The 19,543-nt window shown below is 37.8% G+C and carries 18 protein-coding genes; 17 read left to right on the top strand and 1 reads right to left on the bottom strand.

Annotation, left to right across the window (positions count from 1 at the left end; translation table 11 throughout):
• Window positions 1-4: 4 nt before the first annotated feature.
• From ACFP65_RS05955 to ACFP65_RS05885, 15 genes are all read left to right on the top strand, one after another.
• Window positions 5-628, top strand: coding sequence for a YpmS family protein (locus ACFP65_RS05955; RefSeq protein ID WP_379916840.1), 624 nt, complete (start codon window positions 5-7; stop codon window positions 626-628).
• Window positions 629-685: 57 nt separating this feature from the next.
• A complete protein-coding gene (gene msrA, locus ACFP65_RS05950) occupies window positions 686-1,204 on the top strand; it encodes a peptide-methionine (S)-S-oxide reductase MsrA (RefSeq protein ID WP_379916838.1) in 519 nt (172 codons plus the stop codon).
• The gene (locus ACFP65_RS05945) at window positions 1,204-1,428 is read left to right on the top strand and encodes a YozE family protein (protein WP_327756285.1); all 225 of its coding nucleotides are present in this window, start codon (window positions 1,204-1,206) and stop codon (window positions 1,426-1,428) included. The genes msrA and ACFP65_RS05945 overlap by 1 nt, the downstream gene beginning before the upstream one ends.
• A 33-nt stretch (window positions 1,429-1,461) precedes the next feature.
• A complete protein-coding gene (gene deoD, locus ACFP65_RS05940; protein WP_379916836.1) occupies window positions 1,462-2,178 on the top strand; it encodes a purine-nucleoside phosphorylase in 717 nt (238 codons plus the stop codon).
• 35 nt (window positions 2,179-2,213) lie between these two features.
• A complete protein-coding gene (locus tag ACFP65_RS05935) occupies window positions 2,214-3,686 on the top strand; it encodes a S41 family peptidase (RefSeq protein WP_379916834.1) in 1,473 nt (490 codons plus the stop codon).
• 168 nt (window positions 3,687-3,854) lie between these two features.
• Window positions 3,855-4,394 (top strand): signal peptidase I, encoded by a 540-nt coding sequence (lepB, locus tag ACFP65_RS05930; RefSeq protein ID WP_379916832.1) that lies wholly within the window; start codon window positions 3,855-3,857, stop codon window positions 4,392-4,394.
• A 56-nt stretch (window positions 4,395-4,450) separates the two neighbouring features.
• Window positions 4,451-5,092: a signal peptidase I gene (gene lepB, locus ACFP65_RS05925; protein ID WP_379916830.1), complete on the top strand. Its 642-nt coding sequence runs from the start codon at window positions 4,451-4,453 to the stop codon at window positions 5,090-5,092.
• 110 nt (window positions 5,093-5,202) lie between these two features.
• Window positions 5,203-6,084, top strand: coding sequence for a ribosome biogenesis GTPase YlqF (gene ylqF / locus ACFP65_RS05920; protein ID WP_379916828.1), 882 nt, complete (start codon window positions 5,203-5,205; stop codon window positions 6,082-6,084).
• Window positions 6,065-6,841 (top strand): ribonuclease HII, encoded by a 777-nt coding sequence (locus ACFP65_RS05915; protein WP_379916826.1) that lies wholly within the window; start codon window positions 6,065-6,067, stop codon window positions 6,839-6,841. Before ylqF ends, ACFP65_RS05915 begins: the two co-directional genes overlap by 20 nt.
• Before the next feature lie 80 nt (window positions 6,842-6,921).
• A complete protein-coding gene (gene dprA, locus ACFP65_RS05910; protein WP_379916824.1) occupies window positions 6,922-7,794 on the top strand; it encodes a DNA-processing protein DprA in 873 nt (290 codons plus the stop codon).
• Between the two features lie 228 nt (window positions 7,795-8,022).
• The gene (gene topA, locus ACFP65_RS05905) at window positions 8,023-10,092 is read left to right on the top strand and encodes a type I DNA topoisomerase (RefSeq protein ID WP_379916822.1); all 2,070 of its coding nucleotides are present in this window, start codon (window positions 8,023-8,025) and stop codon (window positions 10,090-10,092) included.
• A gap of 155 nt (window positions 10,093-10,247) precedes the next feature.
• Window positions 10,248-11,144 carry a tyrosine recombinase XerC gene (gene xerC, locus ACFP65_RS05900; RefSeq protein WP_379916820.1) on the top strand — a complete coding sequence of 299 codons (897 nt, stop codon included), beginning with the start codon at window positions 10,248-10,250 and terminating at the stop codon, window positions 11,142-11,144.
• Window positions 11,145-11,178: 34 nt separating this feature from the next.
• On the top strand, window positions 11,179-11,718 hold the full coding sequence (gene hslV / locus ACFP65_RS05895; RefSeq protein WP_379916818.1) for an ATP-dependent protease subunit HslV: 540 nt from the start codon (window positions 11,179-11,181) through the stop codon (window positions 11,716-11,718).
• A 10-nt stretch (window positions 11,719-11,728) separates the two neighbouring features.
• Window positions 11,729-13,150 (top strand): ATP-dependent protease ATPase subunit HslU, encoded by a 1,422-nt coding sequence (gene hslU / locus ACFP65_RS05890; protein WP_379916816.1) that lies wholly within the window; start codon window positions 11,729-11,731, stop codon window positions 13,148-13,150.
• A 41-nt stretch (window positions 13,151-13,191) separates the two neighbouring features.
• The gene (locus tag ACFP65_RS05885; RefSeq protein ID WP_379916814.1) at window positions 13,192-14,025 is read left to right on the top strand and encodes a GTP-sensing pleiotropic transcriptional regulator CodY; all 834 of its coding nucleotides are present in this window, start codon (window positions 13,192-13,194) and stop codon (window positions 14,023-14,025) included.
• Window positions 14,026-14,083: 58 nt separating this feature from the next.
• On the opposite strand, the gene plsY is transcribed toward ACFP65_RS05885, so the two are convergent.
• Window positions 14,084-14,683: a glycerol-3-phosphate 1-O-acyltransferase PlsY gene (gene plsY / locus ACFP65_RS05880; RefSeq protein WP_379916812.1), complete on the bottom strand. Its 600-nt coding sequence runs from the start codon at window positions 14,681-14,683 to the stop codon at window positions 14,084-14,086.
• A gap of 324 nt (window positions 14,684-15,007) precedes the next feature.
• Here plsY and parE point away from each other — a divergent pair, with 324 nt between their 5' ends.
• Both parE and parC read left to right on the top strand, forming a co-directional pair.
• Window positions 15,008-16,978: a DNA topoisomerase IV subunit B gene (gene parE / locus ACFP65_RS05875; protein WP_379916810.1), complete on the top strand. Its 1,971-nt coding sequence runs from the start codon at window positions 15,008-15,010 to the stop codon at window positions 16,976-16,978.
• A gap of 25 nt (window positions 16,979-17,003) precedes the next feature.
• On the top strand, window positions 17,004-19,490 hold the full coding sequence (gene parC / locus ACFP65_RS05870; protein ID WP_379916808.1) for a DNA topoisomerase IV subunit A: 2,487 nt from the start codon (window positions 17,004-17,006) through the stop codon (window positions 19,488-19,490).
• Window positions 19,491-19,543 lie beyond the last annotated feature (53 nt).

Genomic DNA, 19,543 nt, shown 5'->3' with positions numbered 1-19,543 from the left:
TATAGTGGAACAACGGTCAGATAATTCAAGTAATAAGAAAACAGTCAATGTCTGGAAATGGGCCTTTCTGATTTTAATTGGTTTAATTATAGGTGCTGCTATATGGTTAGCTGTTCAATTACAACCAGTGAGTGTAGGCGAAGAAAATACAGCACCACTTGTGACAAACGAAGATGATTTGATTTTTGAAATCAGTACAACGAAGGCTGATGTAACAAGGCTGACGAATGAGTACCTTGAAAAAGAACTGGACGATCAATATGCGGGCTTCAGTTTCTCTTTAGAAGAGTCCGCTGAGTTAAATGGAGAAATCGAGGTTTTCGGATTTCCAATACAATTCTCTTTATATATGACACCGTATGTTTTAGAGAACGGCAATTTACAGTTAAGAGGGGATTCAATCAATATTGGTTCACTTAACTTGCCGATCAGCTTCGCTATGTCCCAATTAGCAAGACAGGTAGATTTTCCAGAATGGATTGTAATCGACAGTGAAAATCAGTTCATCATTGTTAATCTCAATGAATTTGAGTTAGAAAATGGAACGCGTTTCTCTGCTGACCGAATCAATTTGGAAGAGGATGATATCCGGTTGAATATCCATTTGCCAGTTGAGGCAATAAGATGATAAACTAGCTCAGATGAGTTATCGTACTGAAAAAATTAAAAAGAGGTGTTGAGATAGATGGAAAAAGCATTATTTGCAGGTGGATGCTTCTGGTGTATGGTAGAACCATTTGAAGAACAAGATGGTATTGTATCTGTGTTGTCAGGTTATACAGGAGGACACGTTGAAAATCCAACTTATGAACAAGTGAAAAGTCAAACAACTGGGCACACGGAAGCTGTATTAATTGAATTTGATCCTGATAAAGTTACTTATGAGTCACTTGTATCTTTATACTGGGATCAGACGGATCCAACTGACGCAATGGGACAATTTATGGATCGCGGAGACAGTTATAGACCAGTCATTTATTACTATTCAGACACTCAAAAAGAAATTGCAGAGACTTCAAAAGAAAAGCTAGAAGAAAGCGGAAAGTATCAGGATCCTATTGTTACTACAATAGAAGAAGCTGGTGTTTTTTATGAAGCTGAAGAAGAACATCAAGAGTTTTACAAAAAGAATCCGCGTTTGTACAAGCAAGAAAAAGCTGAGCGGGCTGAATGGGAAGCAGCAAACTCAAAAGGAGCAAAGTAATGATTCGACCGTTTTATCATTATCTTATGACTGAAAGAGATCCTAAAAAGAAAGATGCTGTAACGCTTTTTGCTAATCATGCAGAAAATGACGGTAGCTTTCCAAAGCAATCGGAAGACTATGATGAAATCAGCGCTTATCTGGAACTAAATGGACATTATCTGCCGAGTATGGATGTTTTTGATGAAGCTTGGGGACGTTACATTGATAAAAATTCAAATTAGGTTCGACTATTAAACGATTAGGGAGATGCAACGATGAGTACACATATTGAAGCTAAACAAGGCGATATCGCAGAAACGGTTTTATTACCAGGGGATCCTTTAAGAGCAAAGTATATCGCAGAAACTTTTCTAGAAGATGTTGTTCAATACAATACGGTTAGAAATGCTTTTGGATATACAGGAACGTATAAAGGACAGAAAATTTCCGTGCAAGGTACTGGTATGGGTATTCCTTCAATCATGATCTATGTAGAAGAATTGATTCAAGAGTATGGCGTTCAGACATTGATGCGTGTAGGTTCAGCTGGCGGAATGAAAAAAGAAGTAGAAATTAGAGATGTGGTATTGGCGCAAGCGGCTACTACTGATTCAAGTGCTGTTCGAAACACCTTTGAAAACCAAGTGGACTTTGCTCCAATAGCAGATTTTGGTTTGTTGAAAGATGCCTATGACATCGGAACTGCAAAAGGAATGAAAATCAAAGTTGGAAATGTCTTGAGTGCAGACCGTTTCTATAATCAAGAACTCGATAAAATGAAACTAGCAGATTATGGCGTACTTGCTGTTGAAATGGAAGCGGCTGGTCTTTATCTATTAGCTGCAAAATACAACAAAAAAGCACTGGCTCTTTTAACGATCAGTGACCATTTAATTACTGGTGAAGAGACGACTTCAGAAGAAAGAGAAAGAACGTTTGATGACATGATGGTTATTGCACTAGAAACGGCTCTAAAAGCCAACGAAGCTTAACCTAGTAAGGGATTAGTTGAGAAAAGAGGAAGTTCATGGAACAAGATCCAGGAAATAAACAACCTAAAAAAGTCAGTTTAACGATTTATATCCTTTCGTTAGTTGTAGTATTGGTCTTAGGTATTGCAGGAACTAGTCTGGCCGTTAGAGGATCAGATGAGCAGACAGAAAGCACGATGAGTACACAACCAGAAACGCAAAACCAATTATCAGATGAATTGATACAAGTTGAAGAACTCTATTCAGTGCTGATGGAAAATTACTTCGAGGAAATTGATTCTCAAGTACTGATTGAAGGTGCACTTGAAGGCATGGCTGGTTCAATCGGGGATCCTTATACGGAATACCTAGATGTCAGTGAATCAACTTCTCTACAAGAAAGTACTGATGGTGAATTTGAAGGAATTGGCGCAGAAGTTATGAAAGAAGGAGAATTTGTTCGAATCGTTTCTCCAATAGCTGGCTCACCAGCAGAAGCAGCAGGACTGCAAGCCAATGATATGATCGTAGAGATAGACGGTGAATCAGTAGCAGAACTATCCTTATCAGATGCAGTAGCGTTGATTAGAGGACCTAAAGACTCTGAAGTGACCCTTTTACTTCAACGTAGCGGTGAAGAGTTTACCGTAACCTTGACTAGAGATGCAATTCCTGTAGAATCGGTCGTTTATGAGATGGACAGCAATATTCCTTCAATCGGTCATATTCGTATTACGAATTTTAATCGACCAACTTATGAAGAGCTTATTCATGCTATTGAAACGCTTAAAGATCAAGGTGCCGAGAAGTACGTATTTGACGTTCGCAGTAATCCAGGTGGCCTACTAGATAGTGCTTTACAAATTTCCAATATCTTTGTTGAAGACGGCAAGCCGTTGATGCAGTCTCAAGGTAGAGGCGAAGAGCCGTTTGTCTACTTTGCAGATTCTGAAAACCTTGGAGAGTACAAGTTTGAAGGCGAGGCGGTACTGCTTATTAACGAAGGGAGCGCAAGTGCGTCTGAAATTATAGCTGGTGCGCTTAGTGAATCTGCAGGCATTCAATTGATTGGACAAACTACTTTTGGTAAAGGGACAATACAAAATGTTGCACCGATTGTTGATGGTGAAGGCGAAGTGAAATATACGACAGGTAAATGGCTGACGGCTAATGGCGAGTGGATTCATGAAAAAGGGATTGCTCCTGACATTGAAGTCGCAATGCCTGACTATCAAAACTTACTCATTGTGAATAATCAAGAAACTTATCAAATCGAGGATAGTTCTGAAGAAGTTGCCAACTTGAATGCTGTTCTTGAAGCACTTGAGTATCCAGTGGGAGGCTCTGGTGACACGTTTACAGAAGAAACGCAATCCGCTGTTAGAAGCTTCCAAGAAGATAATGAATTAGAGGTTGATGGTGTCGTTACAGGATCTACGGCTACAAAACTCGTTGAAGCTTTGAGAGCCTTGATCGAATCAAATGACACACAATATGAAGAAGCAGTAAAAATCTTAAGTGAAGAATAAAGACTCGAAGCGATTTATGATTTTATAAATCGCTTTTTGTCTGAATTAGACGAGGGTTACAATCAACTGATGACTGTACAATTAAAAATGGCTTGATAAAATTGGAAAATATGAGCTATAATAAGTTAGTCAATCATTTCAATTACTTTATTCAGAAAGAGGATGCATATGCAAGAAAGTCTTAAAAAAAAAAGACGAAAGCGTATCGCGAAAGTCTTGTTTGGCCTCGTTTTAGTCGGTGCCTTTTTAAGACTCTATATTTTAATACCCACAGATGTTACTGGAATATCCATGTACCCAACATTTGTTTCAAATGATAAAGTAGTGATGTCAACCGTATCTTCAATAGAACGATTCGATATTGTCGTTTTTACAGATCCGATGAATAAAACGGTTGTTAAAAGGGTTATAGGACTACCTGGAGAGTCTATACGTTATGAACAAGATCAATTGTACGTGAACAATCAAGTAGTAGCAGAACCTTTCTTTGACCGTGATGAAATCAACGAAGAGCCCGGACTTTGGACTTCAAATTTTGATAGTATTCAAACAAGTGATCAGAGAGTCCCTGAAGGCGAGTATTTTTTAATGGGAGACAATCGTCGTTATAGTTATGATAGTCGTTTTTATGGTAGTATATCCAGTGAATCAGTTATAGGTAAAGTTGTTCTGCTCTATTATCCCTTCGAAAGAATAGGATGGCATTGAATCAATTTTGAAATGAAAAAACCCCTATATCATTATGTTAGAGAGAAGGTTGATTAATGAGTGATCAACAGTATGAAGAAACCAATTACGAACCAAGAAAAAGTAAGCATGATAAAAAAGCTAAAAAACCCGAGAAAAAACGCACTTTTTTTCAAGAAGTCATCAGCACGTTAATGTACATTGCTGTTATAACCGGTGTGATACTACTCTTTCAAACGTATGTCTATACCTTTGTTAGCGTGGAAGGCGAATCGATGGCGCCGACGCTTGAAGATGGAGATAAACTTTTACTCAGCAAGATTGGGGAAGTTAAACCCTTTGATATTATCGTATTTCCAGCACCAGACGAACCTGAAAAACAATATATTAAAAGAGTCATTGGTGTGCCTGGAGATGAAATAAGATATAGCAATGATACGCTTTATGTGAATAATAAAGAAGTTGAAGAACCTTATCTTGAAGGATTAGAGGAACTGACTGCTCCTGTTATTGGAGGAACCATCAATGAGTTCTCGCTTGAATCTCTTGAGGGTGTTCAGAAGGTACCTGAGAATGAATTTTTCGTTATGGGTGATAACCGTGGAAATTCTAGAGATAGTCGATATTTTGGTTTTGTGCCAGAAGACTCGGTTACCGGTATAACAAGCCATAGACTGCTACCTTTCAAACATTTTGGCCGTATTGATAAAAACGATTAAAGAAAAAAGCTAGTTGGTAAAAGAAGGGAGACCTTCTGTACCAACTTTTTTTCATGAAATAAGCAATTTCATGATACACTGATAATAGACAACGTGTTAGGAGAAAAATAATGACAATACAATGGTACCCCGGCCATATGGCCAAAGCTAAAAGACAATTTCTTGAAAAACTCAAGTTAGTAGATGTGGTATTTGAACTGGTTGATGCTCGAATCCCTTATTCAAGTCGAAATCCTGATTTAGTAGATATGATTGGAGATAAACCGAGAATCACCATATTGATGAAAAGCGATTTAGCTGATATGAGAAAAGTGAATGAGTGGATCAAATTTTACGAGTCTCAAGGCATTTATGCCATTTCCATCAATGCAAAAGAAGGTCAGGGAATGAAAGAAGTCATCAAACTGGCTAAAGTAGCTCTGACGTCGTTTTTTGAAAAAAGAGAGAAAAAAGGATTAAAACCACGTGCAATTAGAGCCGTATGTGTTGGTATTCCTAATGTTGGTAAATCCACTTTGATTAACCGTTTCGCTCGTAAAAATATTGCTCAGACAGGTAACAGACCAGGAGTAACAAAGTCACAGCAATGGATTAAGTACGGTAAAGAGCTTGAATTATTGGATACTCCAGGTATTTTATGGCCTAAATTCGAAGATCAAGAAGTTGGCAAACGATTGGCTTTAACAGGGGCAATTAAAGATGCCTTACTGAACCTTGACGATATTGCACTTTTTGGAATGGATTACTTGGTTCAACATTACCCAGGAGCTCTATCATCGCGTTATAAATTTGAACAAGAACTTGAAAAAGAAATGGAATTGCCGGAATTATTAATGGAAATTACACGAATAAGAGGCTTCAAAGAAGACTATGAACGAACAGCACAAGCATTGATATATGAATTAAGAGATGGGAAATTAGGTAGAATTACGCTTGAAACACCTGATGACATATTTACGGAAAGTGATGAAAATGAAGAAGCAGACAATTAAGGAAGTTAAACAACAGCTTGCATTAATCACTGATCAAGACGATCCTCTTTTCCGTGAACTTTTAAAAGATGACCGTAAAGGTGTTCAGAATGCTATTACAAAATGGAAAAAAGATCAGGAAAGCCAGCAAAAGCTTTTAAATGACTATCAAATAATGTCTGAATTTGAAGAAGCGGCTAGAAATCAAGGAGCTTCTTTTATCGCTGGAATTGACGAAGTCGGAAGAGGACCTCTTGCAGGTCCTGTTGTAGCCGCTGCTGTTATTCTAGACCCAGATAAACCAATTATCGGACTGAATGATTCAAAGCAACTTTCCTTATCTACTAGAGAAAGACTTTTTACTGAAATAAAAGAAAAAGCAATCGCTTATAGCGTGGGCCAAATAGATGCTAAAGGAATCGATGAAATGAATATTTATCAAGCAAGTAAACGTGCAATGGAGATGGCTGTAGTTAATTTATCCATTGAACCTGATTACTTGTTAATTGATGCAATGAAATTGAATATCCCTATAGCTCAAGAAAGTCTGATCAAAGGAGATGCGCGTAGTGTTTCGATTGCAGCTGCCAGTATTTTGGCAAAAGTGACTAGAGATAAAATGATGGAAGCTTATCATGAGCAATATCCCGGATACGGATTTGATAAAAATGCTGGTTACGGTACAAAGCAGCATCTAGAAGGATTGGACTCACTAGGAATCACACCTATTCACCGATTATCTTTTGCACCAGTTAGAGAAAGACAGGAGTTTCGTTAAGTTAAAATTTATCAGTCAGTATATATAAGTAAGAAGCTTCTGAGTAAGTTTCTACTATTATATAAGGAGTGTATATCTACTTGAATGATTATCTAAGTCTTTCAGAAACTTGTTTTATATTAGCTCACTACACAAAGTGGACGATTAAAGAAAAATGGTGTTTTTTAAATGAGCTCTATTCAGAAGACCCGATTTTTCAAGATACGTTCAGGCAATACGAGAAGCTTTCTGAAAAAAAGAAGGCTTCTTTTTTTGAATTCAAATCCAAGTTTGATGTTCATAAACAACTTCAATATCTCAGTAGTTATGATGTATCATACGTGTCAATTGATGATCCTTCTTATCCATTTATGTTAAGAGAAATTTTCTTGCCACCACTGGTTTTGTTTTATAAAGGAAGCTATGATTGGTTATCTTCTAATATTGTAGGAATTGTTGGTGCAAGAGAATGTACGGTATATGGTCAAAAAAGTGTAGACACACTTGTACCAGAATTAGTTAAACAAGGGATTACAATTTCAAGTGGATTGGCTAGAGGAATCGATACCAAAGCACATGAAGCAAGTATACGTGCTAGTGGCCAAACAATTGCGGTTATTGGGACGGGGTTAGATCGATATTACCCAAGAGAAAATCAACGATTGCAGAGAAAGATTGAAAAAGAACAATTGATTTTGTCAGAGTTTCCTCTAGGAACTAGGCCACTCAAACATCATTTCCCACTGAGAAATAGAATTATTTCAGGGATAAGTTCGGGGGTTGTCGTCATTGAAGCCAAAAAAAGAAGCGGGAGTCTGATTACTGCTTATCAGGCATTGGAGCAAAATCGAGACGTTTACGCTGTCCCCGGATCGATTTTTGAAGAACGTTCTGCTGGTACAAATGAACTAATCAAAATAGGTGCAAAATTGATAACATCAGCTAATGATATAATAGAAGATTTGAACTTTTAAAAGGCTATTTTTCATGAAGGATAGATAAATCCTTTAACTTTTTTTGATCTTGCAAGTTGACAAACCCTATTCGTATAGCATATGATGAGTAACGATTCTTTCATAACGAAAAGAATATGGCATTAGAGGCAAAATATTAACGGATATCAACGGTTAAATCATGCCATTCTTAAGTGAATTATCTAGTTTAAATCTTACAAATCAGAGCTAACGAAAGGGGCCGTTCATTTGGCTTATAAATATTTGGTCATTGTGGAGTCACCAGCTAAAGCAAAGACAATTGAAAAATATCTTGGTAGAAATTATAAAGTAGTAGCGAGTTTAGGCCATATCAGAGATTTGCCTAAAAGTAGAATGGGTGTAGATTTTGAAAACAACTATGAACCGGACTATATTACGATACGAGGCAAAGGCCCGGTCATTAAAGATCTAAAAAAATATGCAAAAAAAGCTGAAAAAGTTTTTCTCGCAGCCGATCCGGATCGCGAAGGAGAAGCCATTGCCTGGCATTTGAGTTATTTATTAGATTTGCGAGACGACGAGAAAAATCGAGTCGTTTTCAATGAAATTACCAAAGATGCTGTCAAAAATGCGCTTAAGAATCCGAGAGATCTAGACGAAAATCTAATCGATTCCCAGCAAGCTAGACGTGTTCTTGATCGTATTGTAGGGTACCAAATCAGTCCTCTTCTATGGAAGAAAGTGAAACGTGGATTGAGTGCAGGGCGTGTTCAATCGGTAGCACTTAAGATTATTTGTGATCGAGAAGATGAAATCAAGCAATTCAAACCAGAAGAATATTGGACAATAGATGGAAACTTCATCAAGTCCCGTAAGAAATTTAAAGCAAGCTTTTATGGTGTAGATGGAAAGAAAAAAGCATTAGCTGATCAATCAGAAACCCAGACTGTACTTGAGCGCATTAACAAAGAGGAACCTTGGACCGTTAAGAAAGTAACTAAGAAGGAACGTAAAAGAAATCCTCAAAATCCTTTTACGACGAGTAGTCTACAGCAAGAAGCAGCAGGAAAACTGAATTTTAGAACGCGTAAAACGATGATGGTTGCACAACAGCTCTATGAAGGGATTTCATTAGGTAAAGGTGGCTCTGTTGGTTTGATCACCTATATGCGTACAGACTCGACTCGTCTATCTGATACAGCAAAAGCAGAAGCGACACAGCTGATTCACGATGACTACGGCGAAGAGTATGCAGCAGTGAAGGCTCGAGCTGTTAAAAACAAAGAAGGCGCTCAGGATGCACATGAGGCCATCAGAGCGACTAGTGCAATGAGACGACCACAAGACATCAAACAATATCTTAGCAATGATCAGTACAAGTTGTATAATTTGATTTGGTCAAGATACGTTGCAAGTCTTATGAAACCAGCTATTTATGACACAATGAGAGTTGATTTGGAACAAAATGGTGTGATGTTCAGAGCGAACGGATCAAAAATCAAGTTTGATGGATACCAGATTGTATATAAAGATTCTTCCAGAGAAAAAGACAATATTTTACCAGAAATGGAAGAAAATGATGAAGTATCTCTAGATACAATTGAGCCAGAACAACACTTTACGCAACCACCAGCAAGATTTAGTGAAGCAACATTGATTAAAACACTGGAAGAAAATGGTGTAGGACGTCCGTCCACTTATGCACCGACACTTGAAACCATTCAGCGCAGATATTATGTAGCGCTAAAAAATAAGCGATTTGAACCCACTGAACTAGGTGGAATCGTGAATGAAATGATCAAAGAGTTTTTCCCGAATATCGTGAATGTAAACTTCACGGCTAAAATGGAACAAGATCTTGATTCCGTTGAAGAAGGCAAGATTGATTGGGTAGAGATCATTGATCAGTTCTATACACCATTCAAAGAAGAAGTAGAAAAAGCGGAAAAAGAAATCGAAGAAGTCGAAATTGAAGATGAACCAGCTGGCTTTGACTGTGAAAAATGTGGTCATCCAATGGTTATCAAAATTGGACGCTACGGTAAATTTTATGCTTGTTCCAACTTCCCTGACTGTCGTAATACCAAACCCATAGTCAAGAAACTTGAAATCACTTGTCCACTTTGTAAAAAAGGGGAAGTCGTGGAAAGAAAATCTAAGAAAAACAGAATTTTCTACGGCTGTGACCGCTATCCAGACTGTGAATTCACTTCTTGGGATAAACCGGTAGGCAGAAGCTGTCCGAAATGTGATCATTTCTTAGTAGAAAAAGTCACTAAAAAACAAAGCCAAGTTAAATGTTCTAACTGTGAATACGCAGAAGACATTCAAAAATAATTTTAGACGTTTTGATCGTAGACAAATAAGTCATTCGCTGGCTCAGCACACGACTTATTTTCTACCTTCAGCGTCTTTTTGCGTCCGTTCTTCTTATACGAAAATTTATAGAAATGTGTTAAACTATATGAGGAAGAATGTAGGAGGTAAGTCCAGTGGAACGAAATTTAGTTACTTTGTTTATGAACTATCTGATTCATGAGCGTCACTATTCAGATCTGACAAAAAAAGCCTATCTCGAAGATATAGAAGCCTTTTCTACTTTTTTGAAAGAGAGCGGGAATGGTGATCTACTGGCAGTTACATTACCAGATGCTAGAGTATATCTTGGCTACTTGAATGATCGCGAATATTCCAGAACATCCATTTCTAGGAAAATATCTAGCTTAAGAGCGTTCTATCAATTTTTGCTTAACAATGAGCTAGCTTCGGATAATCCCTTTTCTTATTTGAATATGAAAAAAAGAGGGTTAAGATTACCCACCTTTTTCTATAGTCAAGAGATGGAAAAGTTATTTGAAGCAGCGATAGGAACGAAACCTCTGGATTACCGAAATATTGCGATACTAGAAGTTTTGTATGGTACGGGTATTCGTGTTAGCGAGTGTACTGGGTTGAAAATGGAAGATGTGGATTTTGATATGGGTGTTATGCTAGTTAAAGGGAAAGGGAATAAAGAACGATATGTACCTTTTGGCCATTACGCGTCCATTGCTCTTCAGGAATACATCGAAGTGACCCGAAACGTCATCATGGCAAAGTATGCTAAAGATCATGACTACTTGTTTATCAATCATCATGGCGATCAGATTACTCAAGCAGGTGTACAGTACACTCTGAATCAGATTCTTAAAAAGAGTACGTTGACTTCTAATATTTCACCACACATGTTGAGACACACTTTTGCCACTCATCTCTTGGATAATGGTGCAGATATGAGGACCGTACAAGAGTTACTTGGCCATAAAAGTTTATCATCTACTCAAATTTATGCACATGTTACAAAAGAACATCTGCAGTCGGACTATCGGAAGTACCATCCTAGAGCTTAAACAAAATGATTCTAAGTTATAATGGAGGAAAATCATGGTTGAATTTCATGCAACAACGATATTAGCAATACAGCACAACGGAGAATCCGCTATGGCTGGAGACGGACAGGTCACAATGGGCGAACAAGTCGTTATGAAAGGAACTGCGCGTAAGGTTCGTAAAATCTATAACGGAGAAGTTCTTGTTGGGTTTGCTGGTAGTGTAGCTGATGCATTTACACTCGAAGAAAAATTCGAAGGCTATTTGAATCAATATAACGGACATTTAATGCGCGCTGCAGTGGAGCTTGCACAAGAATGGCGTACAGATAAAATGATGAAAAATCTTGAAGCGTTATTGATTGTTATGAATAAAGACGAAATGCTGCTGATTTCTGGTAACGGAGAAGTAATCCAACCAGATGATGGTATCCTTGGAATAGGCTCAGGGGGGAACTTTGCATTGTCTGCAGCAAGAGCCTTGAAACAATACGGAGGACAGCTATCGGCTAAGGAAATCGCTGAAAATAGTTTGAATGTTGCGGCAGATATCTGTGTCTTTACAAACCATAATATTATTTCAGAGAAATTGTGAGGAGACCCTAATGAATTCTAAAACGGATTTGAAACCTAGAGAAATTGTAGAAAAACTGGATAAATATATCGTTGGACAAAAAGAAGCTAAAAAAGCTGTTGCTGTTGCTTTGCGTAATCGTTGTCGTAGATTGAAATTGGATGACGATATGCAAAAAGAGATCACACCTAAAAATATTTTGATGATCGGGGCAACGGGTATTGGTAAAACTGAAATTGCCCGTCGCCTTGCAGATATTGTTAATGCACCTTTTATCAAAGTAGAAGCTACTAAATTCACAGAGGTTGGGTATATTGGTCGTGATGTAGAATCTATGGTCAGAGATCTTACAGAAGCAGCCGTACAACTTGTTCGTGAAGAGCAACGAAGAAATGTTCGCGGGAAAGCGGAAAATAAAGCCATTGACCGTGTAGCCAAGGCACTTGTACCAGGAATCAAACAGGAAAAGAAAAAACAAGATCCTAATCCTTTGGCAGGTATGTTTCAAAGCATGGGCGTAGATCCAAGCCAGCTTTATGCTGATCAAACAGAAGAAACAGAGACTGTAACAGCTGAAATTTCGACTAAACGAGATGAACTGACCAGACAAATCAAAAAAGGTCTATTAGATAGTAGAGAAGTAGAAATCAAAGTTGATGAAAAGAAACCTACATCTAATCCTATGAGTGCCCCTCTTGAACAAATGGGGATTGACCTTTCGGATACATTAGGTCAATTAAAACCAACCAAAAAAGTTAAAAGAAGTGTAACCGTAAAAGAAGCTGTAGAAATTTTTACTGAAGAAGAAGCTGACAAGCTGATTAACCAAGAAGACATCCACGCAGAAGCTGTTCACTTAACGGAAAATGCAGGAATCGTCTTTATAGATGAAATCGATAAAATTACTTCAAAAGGTCAAAATAATAGTGGACAAGTTTCAAGAGAAGGTGTCCAAAGAGATATTTTACCGATTGTTGAAGGTTCCAGCGTGAAAACAAAATTTGGTACGGTTAATACGGATCATATCCTATTTATTGGCTCAGGCGCTTTCCACGTTTCCAAACCAAGTGATCTTATACCCGAATTGCAAGGACGCTTCCCGATTCGTGTTGAATTAAATGATCTTACAAAAGACGATTTCGTTAAGATTCTTACAGAGCCGCATAATGCCTTAATCAAGCAATACCAGGCTTTATTAGATACCGAAAACATTAATGTAATCTTTACGATGGAGTCAATCGAAAGAATCGCTGAAATTGCTTATGAAGTGAATGAATCAACGGATAATATTGGAGCTAGAAGATTGCACACCATTCTTGAGAGACTATTAGAAGAATTGTTGTTTGAAGCTCCTGATATGCAAATGGGCGAAGTGAAAATTACTCAAAAATATGTGGATGATAAGATTGGCCATATCGTTGAGGATAAAGATTTAAGTCGCTACATTTTATGATAGACCAGAATGATGCTATTGCTGAAAGGAAATCAGAATAAATGAGTAATGAAGCCTTTTTACAGAAAGTAAAAGAATTAAATAAACAGGCTAATGTTAAAGAATGGGCAAAGTATATTCTTTCTAATAATTCAAATGAAATAGACTTTCCATTGAAAAGCATCTCATTCGCCCTGGGTAAAATACTGGATGCAAATATTTATATCGTTAACGCGGAAGGTCATTTACTGGGGTATCATGAAAGACATCGTGTGAATACGCAAAGAGTTAGAAACTTGATTGAAAATAAGATGTTTCCTTATAATTATATTCAAAGATTATCAAATGTTACGGAAACCACGTTGAATGTGAAAATCGATGATAATTTGACGATTTTTCCTGTTGAAAAAAGAGCCAATTATCCAGAAGCAATGACGAGTGTTATTCCAATTATATTATCGGATGATCGTCTAGGAACCTTGCTAGTAGGTAGGGTTCAAGATGAGATTGACGATGTAGATGCATTGTTTGTTGAACATGCAGCTTCAATGATTGGTTTGGAAATTGCTTTGGAATATGGAAAGAATGAAGTAGAAATAGAAAAACAGCTTTCTGGAGCAAGGTTGGCTATCTCCACTCTATCGGTCACTGAAGTCAAAGCACTTAAAGGTGTTTTTTCTCAAATCGACACAGATAATCAAGAAACCATCCTGACAACCTCAGAAATCGCTGATAAAATCGGTGTAACGCGTTCTATCGTCGTTAATGCTCTACGTAAGCTAGTATCTGCTTCCGTCATAGAACAGCGCTCTATGGGGATGAAAGGGACCTATATCAAAGTTCTTAATCCTATCTTCTCAAAGACCTTGTTTTCAGATCAAGATCCCTCAAACTAAAGAAAAGAAGCCTTTTCCAAAATAAGGAAAGGCTTCTTTTCTATTTGAGTAATCATTATCATGATTTGTTCTTTTTAAGACCAAAAGGCACTTTACTTTCTGTACCATTTTTTATGCGGACAATATTAGAACTATGTCGAACGATGACAATGATCATAGCGATCCAAGCAATCACAGCGAATAACGCATCTCCCAGAAAAAGAGAAGCGATTGCGGCAATAATTACAGCAATGATGCTCGCAAGACTGACCATGCTCGAAACATAGAGAGTTGACCCCCAAATAGCGGCTATGCAAAGGAGGAAAATCGGTTGCGCACCTAGTGCAATACCTGCACTCGTTGCAACTGCCTTGCCACCTTTGAATTTAGCAAAGATTGGAAATACATGCCCAATTATAGCAAACAGACCAACAACCATAGGGTGAACATTACTCCCTAGCCATAGTGGCAATAGAGCCGCAATAGTTCCTTTTAGAATGTCCATTACTAAAACGATTGTACCGGCGGTTTTTCCAAGAACTCTATATGTGTTCGTAGTTCCTGTATTTCCGCTTCCATGCTTACGAATATCTGTTTTAAAAAAAAGTTTACCAATCCATACTCCAGAAGGAATTGATCCTAGTAAATATGCCAAGAGAAACATAAGTGTTTCTATCAAGGTCTTCACTCCTTAACTTACCAATTTATATCTTTAACTATCATACCACGTATCAGAATAAAGGAAAAAGAAATTTATCGTAATCTGCATATTGATTATTGGCTCAAAAAAATATAAAGTTAGAAACTGAGTTGAAAGAAAGCTCCACTTTTAAAGTTAAAAAGGATTTATTCGGCACATATGTTCTTCACAAAAATGCTGACTTTATGGTAAGATAAATATGCTTGCTTGAAACAGGATGGGAAATTTTCCTATTTTCTTGAAACTAGATCAGTAGCTTCTTCAAATATATTTGAAGAATAGAAATATAAGGAGTGGCTAGAATTGGCTAAAAAACCACAATATGATGATGCATCGATCCAAGTATTAGAAGGATTAGATGCAGTTAGAAAAAGACCTGGTATGTATATCGGGTCAACGGATTCAAGAGGGTTACATCATCTTGTCTATGAGATTGTAGACAACTCTGTTGATGAGGTACTGGCTGGATTCGGAACGGAAATATCCGTTAAAATCAACAAAGACGGCAGTATCTCTGTCTCAGACGACGGTAGAGGGATGCCTGTTGGTATGCACGCTTCCGGAATACCAACGATTCAAGTGATCTTTACCGTGCTACACGCAGGCGGTAAATTCGGTCAAGAAGGTGGCTACAAAACCTCAGGAGGCTTGCATGGTGTTGGTGCTTCTGTTGTTAACGCACTTTCAGAATGGCTGATTGTAGAAGTCGTTCGTGAAGGAACATTGTATACTCAAAAATTTGAAAAGGGCGGAAGACCTGTTGGAAAACTAAAACAAGAGAAAGTTGCTAAAAGAAAAAATGGTACGACAATCCATTTCAAACCAGATACAGCGATCTTTTCGACTGTTGATTACTCTTACAGTCTGTTATCAGAGCGTTTAAGAGAATCTGCTTTTCTTTTAAAAGGGCTAAAAATCACTTTAACAGATGAAAGAGATGGTCACGAAGATACTTTCCATTATGAAGAAGGTATCAAAGAATTTGTTCATTATATCAATGAAGAAAAAGATACATTAACTCCGATTGCTTATTTCGAAGGCGAAAATAACCAGATTGAAGTTGAATGTGCCTTCCAATATAATGACGGATACTCAGAAAGTGTCTTAAGTTTTGTTAACAATGTTCGAACTAGAGATGGTGGAACGCATGAAATCGGAACGAAAGCGGCAATTACAAAGACTTTCAACGAATATGCTCGTCGAACAGGTCTTTTGAAAGAAAAAGAGAAAAATCTCGAAGGGACAGATGTAAGAGAAGGAATTGCAATCATTATTTCTGTTCGAATTCCAGAAAACATCTTACAGTTTGAAGGTCAAACCAAGAGTAAATTAGGAACAACAGAAGCGAGAGCTGCTTGTGATACAGTCGTTTCTGAGCAATTAAATTTCTATCTTTCAGAAAATGGCGAAATGAGTCAGCAGATTGTCAGAAAAGCCATCAAGGCTCGTGAAGCGCGTGAAGCTGCTAGAAAAGCCAAAGAAGAGTCTAGAAACGGTAAGAAAAAGAAACGAGAGACTTTGCTTTCTGGTAAGTTAACACCGGCACAAGGACGAAATGCTAAAAAGAATGAACTGTATCTTGTAGAGGGTGATTCCGCAGGTGGTTCAGCTAAGCAAGGAAGAGACCGTAAATTCCAGGCGATTTTACCCCTTAGAGGTAAGGTTATCAACACTGAAAAAGCGAATATGCAAGATATTTTGAAAAATGAAGAAATTAGTACAATGATTTATACAATCGGAGCAGGCGTAGGACCAGAATTTGATATCAAAGACTGTAACTACGATAAGATTATCATTATGACCGATGCGGATACGGATGGCGCGCATATCCAAGTCTTGCTTTTGACTTTCTTTTATCGTTATATGAAACCATTGATTGAGCAAGGTAAGATTTACTTGGCCTTACCCCCTTTATATAAAGTGTCTCAAGGTAAAGGAAAAAATGAGAAAACAGATTACGCTTGGACGGATGAAGAACTTTCTGTTATATTGAAAAATTATGGCAAAAATTATATTATCCAAAGATATAAAGGTTTAGGTGAGATGAACGCTGATCAGCTTTGGGAGACCACTATGGATCCGGATACTAGAACGCTGATTCGAGTGACCCTTGATGACCTTGCACAAGCAGAACGTCGCGTATCCGTCTTGATGGGTAACAAAGTAGATCCAAGAAGAAAATGGATTGAAGAGAATGTGGAATTTTCTTTGGAAGAAGATGGAAGTATTCTGGAATCGACTAACATACTGGAAGAGAATGAACTGAACTCTTAACAGCTAGAAAGGTTTGAAGAACTGAATGTCAGAAGAAAGAGTAGAAATTCAAGAATTGACATTAGAAGATGTTATGGGCGACCGTTTCGGGCGTTATAGTAAATATATCATCCAAGAGCGTGCACTCCCAGATATTAGAGATGGACTAAAGCCCGTTCAGCGTAGGATTCTTTACGCGATGTTCTCGGAAGGGAATACTCAAGATAAAGGCTTTAGAAAATCAGCTAAGACTGTCGGGAATGTTATTGGTAATTATCACCCTCACGGAGACAGTAGTGTTTATGATGCAATGGTAAGACTAAGTCAGTACTGGAAAATGCGTGAGCCTTTAATAGAAATGCATGGAAATAACGGTAGTATGGATGGTGATCCACCAGCAGCTATGCGTTACACGGAAGCACGACTCTCTAAAATTGCGGATGAGTTGCTGGCTGATATAGACAAAGAAACAGTGGAATTCGTACTGAACTTTGATGATACAACACACGAACCGACTGTATTACCTGCTAAATATCCCAACCTCCTTGTGAATGGTGCTACAGGAATCTCAGCAGGTTATGCAACCGATATTCCTCCGCATAATGTAGGGGAAGTCATTGATGCAGCCATCCACTTAATTGGTAAACCTAAAGCATCAACACAAGATTTGATGCAATACATTAAAGGTCCTGATTTTCCAACAGGTGGGATCATACAAGGTGTTGCTGGCCTGACAGCAGCATATGAAACGGGTAAAGGCAAAATCGTGGTTAGATCCAAAACGGAGATTGAAACCGTTCGCGGTGGAAAACAACAAATCGTGATCAATGAGATTCCTTACGAAGTAAACAAAGCGAATATGGTTCGTAAAATGGATGAAATTCGAATCAATCGTAAAATCGAAGGGATTGCAGAGGTACGAGATGAGTCAGATCGTAACGGTTTAAGAATCGTTATTGAATTAAAAAAAGAAACAAATGCAGAAGGTATCTTGACGTACCTATTTAAAAATACAGATCTTCAAATTTCTTACAACTTAAATATGGTTGCCATTGATGAAAGAAGACCTCAACAAGTAGGGTTAAAACAAATCCTGAGTGCTTACTTGGATCATAAGCGCGATGTCATTTTGAAACGTACGCAGTTTTTACTTCGTAAAGATCAAAAAAGAGAACATATCGTTGCTGGATTGATTAAAGCTATTTCCATTCTTGATGACGTCATTAGAGAAATCAGAAACAGTCAAAACAAATCAGATGCAAAAAACAATCTGATTAAGAAATTTGAATTCACTGAAGCTCAGGCCGAAGCGATTGTGAGCTTGCAGTTATATCGTCTGACAAATACAGATATTACACAACTTCAAAAAGAAGAAGCAGAGTTACAGAAGCGCATCAAGCAGTATAGAGAAATTCTTGATAGTGAAGCCAAGTTAAATACTGTGATGAAAAAAGAATTAAAAGAAACGCAGAAAACGTATCGTTCGGATCGTCTGACTTCTATTGAAGAGAAAATTGAAGAGCTGAATGTGGATACGGAAGTTCTAATTGCTGAAGAAGATGTGATTGTTTCCGTAACTAAAGAAGGATATTTGAAACGAACCAGTCTAAGATCATATGGTGCTTCAGAACCTTCAGAGATTGGATTGAGAGAAGGTGACTATCCGGTCTTCGCTGAAAAATTAACGACACTACAGCAAATTCTGATATTCACAACAAAAGGAAATGTCATCAACCGACCCGTTCATGAACTTCCGGATGTTAGATGGAAAGATTTAGGTCACCATATTTCCCAATCCATTACATTGAGCCAAGACGAGAAAGTTCTAGCAGTTTACCATATGAGCGAGTTTAATGAAGCGCACAAATTTGTTCTCATCACCCGAGAAGGTTATATCAAGCAAACGACTGCGAACGAGTATGAAGCGAAAAGAACGTACCGTACGAGATCAGCAAATGGAATCAAGTTGAAATCAGAAACAGATCGATTAGCGGCGGTTTATTACATCGATGATCAAGATACAAGAGACGTTTTCCTAGTCACGAATCTTGGCTTTGGGCTGAAGTATGGTCTAGATGAAGTTTCTGTTGTTGGAGCAAATGCAGTCGGTGTTAAATCAATGGACCTTAAAGAAGATGATTACATTGTTTCAGGTACTGTATTCAAGCGTGACCAAAAACAATCTAATGTACTACTGGTTACCCAGCGTGGGGCAGTCAAGAAAATGAACTTACTGGAATTTGATTCAATTTCAAGAGCTAAGCGTGGGTTGCATGTGCTGAAAGAGTTGAAGAAAAATCCGCACCGAGTTACTTTGATGATAGATGTTCACGATAACAATGAATCTTATACAATCATTACAGATAAACAAAATACCTTTGAGCTAACACCCAAAGCTTACAAAGTGAGCGATCGTTACAACAATGGTTCATTCTTATTAGATGAAACCTCTGATGGCGTTCCGATAGATTTTAAACTCAATCATATCGTTGAGGTAGATACCTCTTCGGATGAAGCAGAAAAGAAAGCTTAATGATCAATTAAAAAAGACGTGCTTATTGAAAAATCATAAGCACGTCTTTTAAT

The sequence above is a fragment of the Marinilactibacillus sp. GCM10026970 genome (assembly GCF_042660675.1).
Lineage (GTDB): Bacteria > Bacillota > Bacilli > Lactobacillales > Carnobacteriaceae_A > Marinilactibacillus.
The sequence above is the reverse complement of the archived record's forward strand: the minus strand, read 5'-3'. Positions and strand labels throughout refer to the sequence as shown.